The organism is Acinetobacter sp. COS3, from assembly GCF_000475335.1.
Lineage (GTDB): Bacteria > Pseudomonadota > Gammaproteobacteria > Pseudomonadales > Moraxellaceae > Acinetobacter > Acinetobacter venetianus.
Genome location: NZ_AXCD01000078.1, coordinates 178,637 through 191,394 on the forward strand (window position 1 = coordinate 178,637; position 12,758 = coordinate 191,394).

12 protein-coding genes are annotated in these 12,758 nt (G+C 38.2%); 7 read left to right on the forward strand and 5 right to left on the reverse strand.

The window, feature by feature from the left end; all coding sequences use genetic code 11:
- Positions 1 to 79: 79 nt before the first annotated feature.
- The 3 genes from IO68_RS32860 to IO68_RS32870 all read left to right on the forward strand — a co-directional run bounded on the left by IO68_RS32860 (position 80) and on the right by IO68_RS32870 (position 3,927).
- Positions 80 to 1,174 carry a hypothetical protein gene (locus tag IO68_RS32860; protein ID WP_023014326.1) on the forward strand — a complete coding sequence of 365 codons (1,095 nt, stop codon included), beginning with the start codon at positions 80 to 82 and terminating at the stop codon, positions 1,172 to 1,174.
- A gap of 205 nt (positions 1,175 to 1,379) precedes the next feature.
- Complete coding sequence (locus tag IO68_RS32865; protein WP_023014327.1) at positions 1,380 to 2,546, forward strand: ATP phosphoribosyltransferase regulatory subunit; 1,167 nt, start codon at positions 1,380 to 1,382, stop codon at positions 2,544 to 2,546.
- 61 nt (positions 2,547 to 2,607) lie between these two features.
- Positions 2,608 to 3,927 (forward strand): adenylosuccinate synthase, encoded by a 1,320-nt coding sequence (locus tag IO68_RS32870; RefSeq protein WP_004878619.1) that lies wholly within the window; start codon positions 2,608 to 2,610, stop codon positions 3,925 to 3,927.
- Between the two features lie 364 nt (positions 3,928 to 4,291).
- Here IO68_RS32870 and IO68_RS34075 read toward each other — a convergent pair whose 3' ends face one another.
- Positions 4,292 to 5,299 carry a helix-turn-helix transcriptional regulator gene (locus tag IO68_RS34075; protein ID WP_007478670.1) on the reverse strand — a complete coding sequence of 336 codons (1,008 nt, stop codon included), beginning with the start codon at positions 5,297 to 5,299 and terminating at the stop codon, positions 4,292 to 4,294.
- A 213-nt stretch (positions 5,300 to 5,512) separates the two neighbouring features.
- Between IO68_RS34075 and IO68_RS32880 the strand changes: the two genes are divergently transcribed.
- The 4 genes from IO68_RS32880 to IO68_RS32895 all read left to right on the forward strand — a co-directional run bounded on the left by IO68_RS32880 (position 5,513) and on the right by IO68_RS32895 (position 9,283).
- A complete protein-coding gene (locus IO68_RS32880; protein ID WP_023014328.1) occupies positions 5,513 to 7,066 on the forward strand; it encodes a circularly permuted type 2 ATP-grasp protein in 1,554 nt (517 codons plus the stop codon).
- A gap of 87 nt (positions 7,067 to 7,153) precedes the next feature.
- Positions 7,154 to 7,756 carry an alpha-E domain-containing protein gene (locus IO68_RS32885; protein ID WP_004878627.1) on the forward strand — a complete coding sequence of 201 codons (603 nt, stop codon included), beginning with the start codon at positions 7,154 to 7,156 and terminating at the stop codon, positions 7,754 to 7,756.
- The gene (locus IO68_RS32890; RefSeq protein ID WP_023014329.1) at positions 7,753 to 8,532 is read left to right on the forward strand and encodes a transglutaminase family protein; all 780 of its coding nucleotides are present in this window, start codon (positions 7,753 to 7,755) and stop codon (positions 8,530 to 8,532) included. Before IO68_RS32885 ends, IO68_RS32890 begins: the two co-directional genes overlap by 4 nt.
- A gap of 16 nt (positions 8,533 to 8,548) precedes the next feature.
- Entirely contained in the window at positions 8,549 to 9,283 is a 735-nt protein-coding gene (locus tag IO68_RS32895; RefSeq protein WP_004878630.1) for a proteasome-type protease, read from the forward strand.
- 41 nt (positions 9,284 to 9,324) lie between these two features.
- Here IO68_RS32895 and alr read toward each other — a convergent pair whose 3' ends face one another.
- The 4 genes from alr to rpsR form a co-directional block, all read right to left on the reverse strand.
- On the reverse strand, positions 9,325 to 10,395 hold the full coding sequence (gene alr, locus IO68_RS32900) for an alanine racemase (RefSeq protein WP_023014330.1): 1,071 nt from the start codon (positions 10,393 to 10,395) through the stop codon (positions 9,325 to 9,327).
- A gap of 56 nt (positions 10,396 to 10,451) precedes the next feature.
- Positions 10,452 to 11,897 (reverse strand): replicative DNA helicase, encoded by a 1,446-nt coding sequence (gene dnaB / locus IO68_RS32905; protein ID WP_004878633.1) that lies wholly within the window; start codon positions 11,895 to 11,897, stop codon positions 10,452 to 10,454.
- A gap of 170 nt (positions 11,898 to 12,067) precedes the next feature.
- Positions 12,068 to 12,514, reverse strand: coding sequence for a 50S ribosomal protein L9 (gene rplI / locus IO68_RS32910; protein WP_004878635.1), 447 nt, complete (start codon positions 12,512 to 12,514; stop codon positions 12,068 to 12,070).
- A gap of 9 nt (positions 12,515 to 12,523) precedes the next feature.
- The gene (gene rpsR / locus IO68_RS32915) at positions 12,524 to 12,751 is read right to left on the reverse strand and encodes a 30S ribosomal protein S18 (protein WP_000090661.1); all 228 of its coding nucleotides are present in this window, start codon (positions 12,749 to 12,751) and stop codon (positions 12,524 to 12,526) included.
- Between the last annotated feature and the right edge of the window lie 7 nt (positions 12,752 to 12,758).

Below are 12,758 nucleotides of genomic sequence, written 5' to 3' on the forward strand. Positions count from 1 at the left end.
AGGATTTTTTTCTTGTTAGCTTTTTGTTGTTTTTGATATTATTTTAGCTCCTAAATAAATTAAAAATGATTGTTAACCTATGAAGCTTGGATCAAAAAAAATAATAGGAACTCTTATTATATTTTCAACACTTCTTTTAACAGCCTGCGGTGGTGGCTCGAATCAGAGTAATGATAAAAAATCTGATGATGAATCATCAGAACAAAATGCACTGTACAAAGTATATTATCAACCATTTAATGTCTCATCTGGTTTGAGCACAGATTTTTTTGAGATAACAACATATCTGATTCAAGACAATCAAATTAATTTTAATAAATCACATAACCAACCTTTAGACAGAAGAATTTTAACTGAATCTAAAATTTTAGAAATTGGAACACCGCAGAGCAATGTCTTCAAAAGACTTACACCTACTCAATGGCGATATGAGCGTACATCTGAGTTGCAACAGGATTTGAGTTTTGAGTTGGTGCAATTAGATGGGCAAAATGTTTTTGATCGCGTATTGCCAGGATATCGTGAAAATATTAATTTAAGTTCGAATGAAACAAATGGATTAAATCAAAATTTAATTAAATTTTATCAAAATTATAAAGATACTGTTTTTCCTAAAAATAGCATTTGCTATCGTTTAAAGGAAACGCAATGGAACCAGAATCATATTACTCAAGTCGATTCATTCGATAGTCCTTCCTTCGCAGAAGTACGTGAGCGGATTGTTAACCAATATGAAGGCTTGAAATATCCTCCGATTTCAAATCAATCTGATTATCAACTGGCTTGGGGAAATTGGCATGGATATGATTGGATATTCTTATTAAATAATTTAGATGTAGAAGAAACAGTTGGAACAATAGGTGATGCTACTGATCAATCTGCTTATGCTATTTATACGCCATCGCAGCCGTGGTCGGTAGAGCAGAGCTTAAGCTATGCTCGCGATCAGCTAAATTCATTTGAAAAATATGATAGGGATGATCAAATTAGTCAAATGATTATATTGGGTCAAAAGATGCGAATTGCAAACTTAGAAAAAGGCTGCTTTGCGTTTAACTTACAGGCGATTAAAACACTCAAAAAATTAAATCTGATCAATTGGAAACAAGGTGATAGTTCAGATGTTGGACAGTTCTTTGGATCACGAACGATAGTCGACGCTAGTCATGAGTGATTTTTAATTAATTGAATCTATTTATTAAATTCATAAATATGTGCTGATGTGCTGGAGGCAATACGATACCGAATTATTCAAATTCTCAGGTGCATCGCATAAATCTTCGTGCTACACTACGCTGAATCGGGCATTCACCCGATTTTTTTATGTGGTTGCTTTTTATGTGGATGCCTCCACATTGAACAGATTTTAGGTTTGAAACATGACCATTTCAGAGACATGGTTGCTACCAGATGGGGTAGCAGATGTATTGCCAGAACAAGCGCAAGTCGTTGAAACTTTGCGTCGCGCAGCTTTAGATTTCCTTGCAGTTCGAGGTTATCAATTGGTATACACACCATTTATTGAATACATTGAATCGTTGTCGTCATTATCAGAATCTAATCAAGATTTAGACTTAGTGACTTTTAAAGTCATTGATCAGCTTTCTGGTCGTTTGCTTGGTGTGCGTGCAGATATGACGCCACAAGTTGCACGTATAGATGCGCATGTACGACCAATTGAAGGTGTGGCTCGCTATTGCTATGCAGGTACTGTGCTTCATACTAAACCACAGAATTTTAATGCAACGCGTGCGCCTTTACAGCTTGGTGCAGAGTTATATGGTCATGACAGCATTGAAGCTGATGTTGAAATGATTGATGTAATGTTAGCTTTGATTGAGCATACGCATACTTTAGATGGCGCTCATTTAGATTTAGGTCATGTTGGTTTATTCCGTAGTTTAGTAAAGCGTGCTGGTTTAAATAAAAATACAGAAAATCAGCTCTCTGATTTATATCAGCGTAAAGCATTACCTGAACTTGAAGAGTTTACTAAAGATCTTGCAATGGGTGCTGATTTTTATGCTTTAGGTCGTTATGCGAGTGATCTAGATGCATTACAAACGCATCTAAGCCAAGATATTTTAAATGATATTGATTTTAAAAATGCATTTGATGCATTGAAATCTACTTTTACTCAAATTCAGTCACGTTGGTCTAATTTAAATATTGGAATCGACGTTATCGAGTTACGTAGTTATCACTATCATACTGGTTTGATGTATGCCATTTATGCGCCAAATCGTGCTGCGCCACTTGCACAAGGCGGCCGTTATGATGGTATTGGTGAGCACTTTGGACGTGCACGACCAGCAACTGGTTTTAGTTGTGATTTATACGCTTTAGGCGCAACTCAATTTGTAGAAATTGAAACGATTGTTGCACCTAAAGGAAGTGAACAAGATTTATTAAAAGCAATTGCAGATGCACGTCTGAACGGTTTACGTGTCGTGCAGTTGTTAGGTAATGATGATTTAGGCTCAGTGCCATATGCGACACATCAAATGGTGTCTCAAAATGGGCAATGGGTCATTGAAAAAATTTAATTGCTAAGCTGACTCTACAGCTTAGTTTCCAATTTTAACAGCATGATGTAATGAGGCTATTATGGGCAAAAATGTTGTGGTACTTGGTACCCAATGGGGCGACGAAGGCAAAGGTAAAATCGTCGACCTGCTCACAGATCAAGCGGCTGCGGTTGTACGTTATCAAGGTGGTCACAATGCAGGGCATACGCTTGTCGTAGGTGGTAAGAAAACTGTATTACACCTCATTCCATCAGGTATTTTACGTGAAAACGTATTGTGCTTAATTGGTAATGGTGTGGTGTTATCACCTGAAGCTTTAATTAAAGAAATGGCAATTTTGGAAGAAGAAGGCGTACCTGTTAAAGAACGTTTACGTATTTCTCCAAACTGTCCTTTAATTTTGCCAAACCATATTGCACTTGACCAAGCACGTGAAAAGAAACGCGGTAATGCGAAGATTGGTACAACTGGTCGTGGTATTGGTCCTGCTTACGAAGATAAAGTCGCTCGCCGCGCTGTGCGTGTTGCTGACTTGATTCGTGGTGGTGAATTACTTGAAGAAAAACTCAAGGAAATGCTTGAGCTTCATAACTTCCAACTTTCTCAATTCTATGGCGTTGAAGAAGTTAAGTTTGAAGACGTACTTGCACTTTGTAACGCTTGGCGTGAAGTGCTTGCACCATTAGTGATTGATGTCACTAAAGTGTTACATGATTACCGAAAAGAAGGTAAAGCAATCATGTTTGAGGGTGCTCAAGGTTCATTACTTGATATCGATCATGGTACATATCCATTTGTTACGAGTTCAAATACCACTGCTGGTGGCGTAAGCTCTGGTTCGGGTATGGGGCCATTACATTTAGATTATGTATTGGGTATTACAAAAGCATATACAACTCGTGTAGGTGCTGGTCCTTTCCCTACAGAATTGCACTATGATGCTTCGACAGATACAGGTGATGCAATTGGTCGTCATTTAGGTACTGTGGGCCATGAATTTGGTGCTTCTACTGGTCGTCAACGTCGTTGTGGTTGGTTCGATGCTGAAATTCTGCGTCGTTCTGTAGAGGTGAACTCACTATCTGGTATTTGCTTAACTAAACTTGATGTATTAGATGGTTTAGAAGAAGTTAAAATCTGTGTCGGTTATGAAGATGTGGATTCGGGTTGTGCAGGTTCTTCTGATGCGATTTCATTTGAAAGCTTGAAGCCAATCTATGAAACAATGCCAGGTTGGAGCGAATCTACAGTTGGCTTAACTCAAATTGAGCAACTTCCTGCAAATGCATTGGCTTATGTACGTCGTATCGAAGCTTTAATTGGTTGTCCAATTGATATCGTTTCAACAGGTCCTGACCGTGCAGAAACAATCGTTTTACGTCATCCATTTTCAGCTTAAGCTAATGGTATGATTTAAAGCTCCCTTTGGGGAGCTTTTCTATTTTATAGATTTATATATTCAGTATATCTAGCAGAAAAATAGCTTTTAATTGCAATCTTTGTTATTTCTCTAGCTAAAAAATCATTGTTATATTGGTTCTTCATTCAAATAAAGAGGGTTTTAACAATGACCAAAAAGCGGATTCGTTATAATGGTTATGAACTTGCATGCTGTTTTTAATTAAACTCATCGTGATCATAGAGTTCAAGCCAATTTTAAACAGTGGGGGAAATTGGCTTAATTCAAATTAATCTAAGAAAAAATACTGATTATTTAGGATAAATTATATAAAAATTTTAGAGAACCTAGATGGTTCTCTTTTTTATTTAGAGTCTTCAATTTCTTTGACGGCATTATAAACAGCAATTGGTTCGATATTTAATAGCTTTTTGCCAAAACTTCTTAGCCACCAAACGAGCTGAGATGTAAAAGGAACATTTGCTGAGACTTCAACAATATTTTCTTCTAATGGCGTGATGATCTGGTCTTTACTTAACTGACTTTCATAAAAGCTTTTGGCAGTATTCTCAGTCATTGTGAGTTTAAGCAGAATTTGTTCAGTCGGTTTACTGTAATCGACACGGAAACCTAATGCACCAGAGTCAATATAATGATCAATGTCAAAATTTACAGGATGTAAGGCACGGCTTTCTAAAACGGTCGCTGCTTTAAAACGGTGCAGCGCAAAAGTTTGGACATCAGTTTTATCATTTCTCGTGCAAATAAGATAAATAACAGCACCTCTTTGAACCAAAGCGAGTGGATTCAAAATATACGTTTTATCTTCGCCTTGGTTTGTTCGTGCGCTATAAATACACTCAATTTGTTTATCTTGCAAAAGACCTTCATAGATCGCTTGTTGAGCTAGTTTATCGACCATTGGTGGAATGAGTGGTTGATTGGCAGGCACAATACGAACGCGATTGATCCATTGTCGAACGTTATTTTGAGTCGATAAACTGCGTTTTGCGAGGTCGAACCAAGGCATCATTTCTTCGAGTAAACTTGGTGGTAGCAAATGTCTTAGGTGTTCCTCAACCATCATAAACGTAACAGCTTGAGAGCTAGTCATATGTGGCAAGCTTTGAATTGGTGCATCTGAGCGCCAGCGCCAACCTTGAGGAACTGTTTTGTTGCTTTCAATTGGAAAGCGTTGTGCAATTTGATTTAGATCACGTTGAATGGTGCGTAAACTAATATCGATCCCTTCTCGTTCTAATATTTCTTGAAGTTCACGAGTTCCCATCCATTTCCCAGTCGAGAGACGAGATAAGATTTGCCATTGGCGATAAAGACTATTGGATGTTTCTTTTTCTTGTGCAGATGACATATGCGTAATAAATAATTCAATGCTCTAAAGCACACACAATAAAAAAACTATTGGCATTTGGCAAGCGCATCATATCGAGATTACGTATTTACGACTGAAACGTCGGCAGCTTTGCAGGAGTATGTTTAGGCTGTATAAAAAATATCCATCAGATATAAGTGGCATCGAAATTGCTTTGCTAGTTATATAAATAAATGATGAGACGAGGTTTCTATGTCAGAACAAGAACACAACCTACATGTCAGCACAGATTATTATGCGCCAGATCAAACGGCTGCAGCAGTATCAGTACATTCGTCTACATTTATTCAACAGCTCAATGTCACACCAAATTTATTTGAGCAACTCAAATCGCAATTTTTCAACGAAATGTTAGACGATAAAAGTATTAACGGTGAAGCTTCTAAAAAGATTGAACAATGGTTAAGTCTGCGTAGTTTGGAGGATCTTAAATTACTTGGCACACAAGCGAAACAACATTTCCTCTATCAAGGTATTACATTCAACGTTTATGGTGATCATGAGGGCACTGAAAGAACGATTCCTTATGATTTAATTCCAAGAGTCATTGAAAAGAAACAATGGGAAAAAATTTCAACAGGCTGTGCACAACGTGTCAAAGCATTGAATCTATTTTTAGATGATATTTACCATCAACAAAACATTTTAAAAGATGGTTTGATTCCAGCAGCTCAAATCATGTCGCATGAAGCATTTCAGCCACATATGTTGAGGCATAATCTAAAAGGTAAGATTTATTCGCAAATTAGTGGCATTGATATTATTCGAGACGGTCAGGGCGATTTTTTTGTACTGGAAGATAATTTGAGAACACCATCTGGGGTGTCTTATATGATCGAAAGCCGCAAAATCAGCCAAACACTCATGCCTGATTTATGTTCTAGTAATAATTTACAGGGGATTGAGCAATATCCAACTTTACTAAGAGAAGTTTTAGCAGAGAATGCACATGTCGATAATCCATTGATTGTTGTCTTAACACCGGGACGTTTTAATAGTGCTTATTATGAACATGCATTTCTGGCCCGTGAAATGGATGTTCCACTAGTGACAAGTCGAGATTTATTTGTTGAAAATGATCATGTTTTTGTGAAAACAGTTCGTGGCCGTCAGCAAGTGGATGTGATTTATAGACGTTTAGATGATGATTTCTTAGACCCTTTAACTTTTAGACCAGATAGCACGCTTGGGGTTGCAGGGCTGATGTCTGCTTATCTGCAAAATAATGTAGTGATTGCAAATGCGCCGGGAACGGGTGTGGCAGATGATAAGTCGATTTATCCTTATGTTGATCAAATGATTCAATATTATTTGGGAGAAAGTCCAATTCTAAATAATGTGCCAACTTATCAATGTCGTGATGCTGAGCATTTGGATTATGTATTAAATAACTTAGAAAAGTTGGTTGTTAAAGAAGCTCAGGGATCTGGTGGCTATGGCATGTTGATTGGCCCTCAAGCAGACCAAGAGCAAATAGAAGCATTTAGACAGAAAATTATTGAGTCGCCATGTCTTTATATTGCTCAGCCGACATTAGCACTTTCTGTCGCACCGACTTTAACGACGGAAGGTGTTGCTGAAAGACATATTGATTTGCGTCCTTTTGTATTGAGCTCTCCTTATCGTACTGAAATCGTGCCAGGTGGATTGACCCGTGTTGCAATGCAAGCAGGTTCTCTTGTTGTAAATTCCTCTCAAGGTGGTGGAATTAAAGATACATGGGTTGTTGAAACACTACGATCTTAGAATCTACCACATGGAACTTTAGCTTAAACACTTATTTGAACATGAGTGAGTGTTTAGGTCTTTTATTCACGATAAGGGAGGACATTTATGCATTTACTCAGCTCAAGCGCACAACATATTTATTGGTTAGGACGTTATTTATTTCGCATCGGTTATGTGGCTCAACATTTGCCTTTTACAAATGACCAGCAAGCCGAGACATTTGCTCAAGCATTATGTTTACATATTGATGATGCTGAAAATTTGAATCAGTTTATGCTTGATCCGCAGCAACCATATTCGTTAATCAGTCAGCTTGAGATCGCTAGAGATAATATTCAAGAACTAAGAGGTCTTTTAACTGCAAAAGCTTATGCAGAGTTGAATCATTTAATCAAAAATGTGAAGTGTGAGGCTGAAAATATTCGTGCAGTAATTGATGATTGCTGTGAAATTCTAAAAGCTGAACAACCAGATATATTTTTATTTTTTTATTTAGGGCAAAGCATAGAGCAAATAGATACTTATTTTCGGTTCCAACATAATATTCACAATGTATTAGAAACGGTTGATCCAGTTGTCGTTCAGTTATATGACTTAGGATGGCAAGACTTGCAAAGCACTTGGGAGATTCTAAAAAATCAACCTTATGTGAACCAGTTCTATGCCTTTACATACCAGCTAGAAAATCAATTTGAGGTATACGCATGAAGCTGATGGTGAATCATCAAACGCATTATCGTTATACTCAGATTGCACGAAATAGTGTGCAGTCGATTAAGATGATGCCTCAGAGTTCGAGGCATCAGACGATTGAAAACTGGCATATTAGTGTTCCTGGAGAATATGCCTGTAAAAGAGATGCTTTTAATAATTTATGGATTACGGCAACTCAACGACATGATTACCGCTACCTGACGATTATGGCGCAGGGAATAGTTGAGCTTTTTGACACCGAACTTGGTTTTTTTGAAATTGATGTTTCGCCTATGTTGTTTCTACAGCGTACTGCGATGACACATTGTGATTTAATGATGTTTGATTTTGCGCAATCGATAGTCAAAATTAAAGATCGTCAGCACTTGATACTTTTATCTGAAAAAATATTGCAACAAATGCCATATCAGCCTGAGAGTACTTCAGTGACTACCGCGGCGATTGATGCATTTTATGCAGGTCAGGGGGTCTGCCAAGACCATGCACATGTGTTTATCGCTATGTGTCGTGCCTTACAGATACCAGCTCGTTATGTTTCTGGTTATTTATATGACCAGAACCAACCACACCTCGCCAGTCATGCATGGGCTGAAGCTTTTATTGAAAATGAATGGTATTGTTTCGATATTAGTAACCAGATATTTACGCCTCAAAATCATATCTATGTTGCGGTTGGTCGAGATTATCTCGATGTCGCACCAGTACGTGGTGTGCGTGAGCAAGGCGGAGTAGAAAGTATGATGTCTGTGGTTCAGGTTTTAGCTTGTTGAGTGTAAAGAGAGAAAGATGACCTATTGTTGTGCATTGAGATTAGAGCAAGGTTTGGTATTGATTAGTGATACTCGGACTAATGCAGGGGTCGATCATATATCTGTTTTTCGTAAATTACATACCTTTGGCGTTGAAGGTGAACGATTTATCGCGCTACAAACAGCGGGTAATCTAGCAACAACACAGGCGGTTATTGGGCATTTACAAAATGCTTTGGCCTTAGATCAAGAGCCTAATTTATATACCGTAAAAACAATGTTTGAAGTTGCAGAACTTGTGGGCAAAACATTACGTAAAGTTTTAGAAGACATCACGACGGATACGCAAGAGCAAATGAATTATTCTTGCAGTATTTTGGTAGGTGGCCAAATTAAAGGGGAGGACATGGAGCTTTATAATGTCTATCCTCAAGGGAATTTTATTTGTGCGACAACAGATACACCATATTTTCAGATCGGTGAAAGTAAGTATGGCAAACCTATTTTAGATCGTGCTTTACATTTTACAATGCCTCTAGATGATGCATTGCGCTGTACATTGATTTCTTTTGATTCGACTCTACGATCAAATGTTTCTGTTGGGCTGCCTTTAGATGTCTTGGTGTATCATAAGGATAGTTTCTTGATTCCAGAAGGTAAAAGGATCAATGAGGAGGATCCTTATTTTAGTCAAATTAGCAAGCAATGGTCTGAGACATTAAGACGTGGTTTGCAGGAATTGCCAAAGCCAACTTCGGATTATGGTTTGTAAAACCAAAAATCCAAGCAATTGCTTGGATTTTTTTAATATTCTTATTTCAATTTTCGTACTGGTCGGTTACTCAGTCTGCATAGTAGCTCATAACCAATAGTACCGTTTGCAGTCGCAACATCATCCACTAAGCGAGTATTTCCCCAAAGTTCGACTTGAGTGCCTATTTCAGCTTTAACCTGACTAATATCAATTGCAATCATATCCATGCTTACTCGCCCTACAACAGGAACAAGTTGCTGATGAATCGAAACAAAGTTAGGGTGAATAAATGCTCGTGGATAGCCATCCCCATAGCCAATTGAAACTATGGCAATATCAGCATTTTGTGTAGCAGTATAAGTAGAACCATAGCCCACATATTCGCCTTTTTGGATATGATTCAGTGCAATAATTTCTGCACTAAAAGTCATCACTGGCTTTAAGTCTAGGTCGTGCACAGTTTTATCTGCAAATGGGCTCGCACCATAAAGCATGATGCCTGGGCGAACATAATCAAAATGTAGCTTTGGAAATTTATAGATTGCAGCAGAATTACAGCATGAAGCAAGGATGGGTTCACAAGCCTGTTTTACAGATAAAAACTGTTCAATTTGCTGCTGATTGAGTGGGTGATCTGCATCAGCATTAGCAAAATGCATAGCCAATACACAGGTGAATCCTTCAGCTTTTAAGCATTGAATAACATCAATAATTTCATTTATTTTGAAGCCTAGGCGATTCATACCACTATTGAGTTTGACCCAAACCTTTAAGCCTAAAGCGTTATAAGCTTGTTTGTGAGCGAATAGCCATTCAACTTGTTGACGATGATGAACGATACATTCAAGTTTCTGCTCAATCACTTGCGTCATTTCATCTTCAGAAAATATGCCTTCAATTAAGGTAATGGATTGTTGATATCCCAATCGCCTGATTTCTAAAGCTTCCTCTAAGCAGGCGACACCAAAGGCATCTGTGGTATTTAAGGCGGCTAAGCAGTTTTTGACTCCATGTCCGTAAGCATTGGCTTTTACCATACTTACAATCTTTGAATGTGGTGCAAGTTGTTTGACACGGTTTAAATTATATTGAAGTGCCTGACTATCAATATAAACTGTTGCTTGGCGCACCCTGAGTACTCCTTTGGGACGGCTTGGGAAGATATATAAGAGCTAAAAATTAAAAATTATTCCTCGTCATCATATTGAGCATAGAACTCAGGCGAGAGATTACTAAAACGCGTATATTGACCTTCAAAGGCAAGACGAACAGTACCAATCGGACCGTTACGTTGTTTACCGATAATGATTTCTGCTGTACCAGCTTCTTTTGATTCTTTGTTATAGACTTCATCACGGTAGATGAACATGATCAAATCGGCATCCTGCTCGATCGCTCCTGATTCACGTAAGTCTGACATAACGGGGCGTTTGTTTGGTCGGTTCTCTAAACTACGGTTAAGCTGTGAAAGTGCAATCACAGGACAATTCATTTCTTTGGCCAAAGCTTTAAGGCTTCGTGAAATTTCAGAAATCTCGCCGACACGATTGTCGCCCATACCTGGAACTTTCATCAACTGTAAATAATCGACCATGATACAGCCAATTTTACCGTCATGCATTTTTGCAATTCGACGTGCACGAGAGCGTACTTCTGTCGGTGGTAGTGCTGAGGAATCATCAATGTACAAATGCTTTTCTTGAAGTTGAAGAATCGTACCTGTAACTTTTGACCACTCATCACCATCAAGTTTCCCTGAACGTAAATGTCCTTGGTGAACTTTGCCGTAAGAAGAAATTAAACGCATCGCAATGGAGTCGGCTGGCATTTCCATTGAGTAAACAAGTGCGGGCAGATTACAGTTAAATAAAACACTTTCAACTAAGTTCATTGCAAAGGTTGTTTTACCCATAGAAGGACGTGCAGCGACAATAATTAAGTCACCTGCTTGCATGCCATAGGTTTTATTGTCTAGCTCAAGGAAACCTGTAGAAAGACCTGTGATATTGCCATCCATTTTGGATAGTTCATCCAGCTTGCTAATCACATCAGCAGTAACTGAGCTAATTGATTTAGGGCCAGCATCCTTTTTATTGTTATTGTGTTGTTCTGCTAACGAAAAAATATTGGTTTCAGCTAAATCTAAAATTTCACTGACAGGTCGACCTTTCGTATCATAAGCATTTTGTAAAATATCACTACTGACTTTAATCATGCTGCGTAGGGTTGAGAATTCTTTAATTTTATTGGCATAGGTTTCCAAGTTATAAAAACTTGAAGGGGAGTCTGCCATGAGTTGCATTAAATATTCTTCACCACCAATTGCATCTAATAGATTTTGTTTGAGCAACCAGTCATTAACGAGTACAGCATCATAAGGTGAGTTTTCTTGAGCAAGCTTTTCAATTGCGCGATAAATATATTTGTGGCGCGTCGCGTAAAAATCATTTTCTTTGAGTAAATCACCCACTTGCTCAAATGATTCTGCAACAGTCATTAGTGCCGCTAAAACTGCTTGTTCAATTGCAAGGTTATGAGGGGGAGTCCTGAATTCTTTGAGTTGACCTGAGTCATTCACTTTACTCTCTGTGTTGGGAGTATTTTTTGCAAAATTGGCATTTGCCTGTGACATAACTAGACCTAATAAAAAAATGAAACCGTAAATGAATGACTATCTTAATCCAAATGGATTCAAACAGGAGGGTTTAATTGGAATAAAATTGTTTAATTGGTGAAAAAGTACAGCCTAAATTTTAGGCATAAAAAAAGAGCATGTAAAACATGCTCTTTTCTTTGCAGAAATTACTCAGATACGATAGTAACGAGAACTTCAGCAACAACATCATGATGCAATTGGATTGCGATGTTGAATTCACCAGTGTGGCGAAGCGCACCGTTTGGTAAACGAACTTCTGCACGGTCAACAACAAGACCAGCATTAGTTAAAGCATCAGCGATGTCACGAGTACCGATAGAACCGAATAGTTTACCTTCGTCACCAGCTTTAGCAGTGATCACGATGTTAACTTCGTTCAATTGTTCAGCACGTGCATTCGCAGCAGCTAATACTTCAGCTTCTTGTTTTTCAAGTTCAGCACGACGAGCTTCAAATGCAGCAGTGTTTGCTTCAGTTGCAGCTACAGCTTTACCTTGAGGGATCAAGAAGTTACGACCGTAACCAGCTTTAACTGATACTTTGTCGCCTAATTTACCAAGGTTCTTAATGCGTTGTAATAAGATAATATCCACGGCTCAACCTCACTTATGATTGTCAGTGTAAGGAATCAAAGACAAATAGCGAGCTTGTTTAATTGCTAACGCTAATTGACGTTGATAACGAGCTTTAGTACCTGTAATACGGCTAGGAACAATCTTGCCATTTTCAGTGATGTACTGTTTCAAAGTGTCGATATCTTTGTAGTCGATGTACGCAACATTCTCAGCTGTAAAGCGGCAGAACTTGCGACGACGGTAAAAACGTGCCATTGATGTT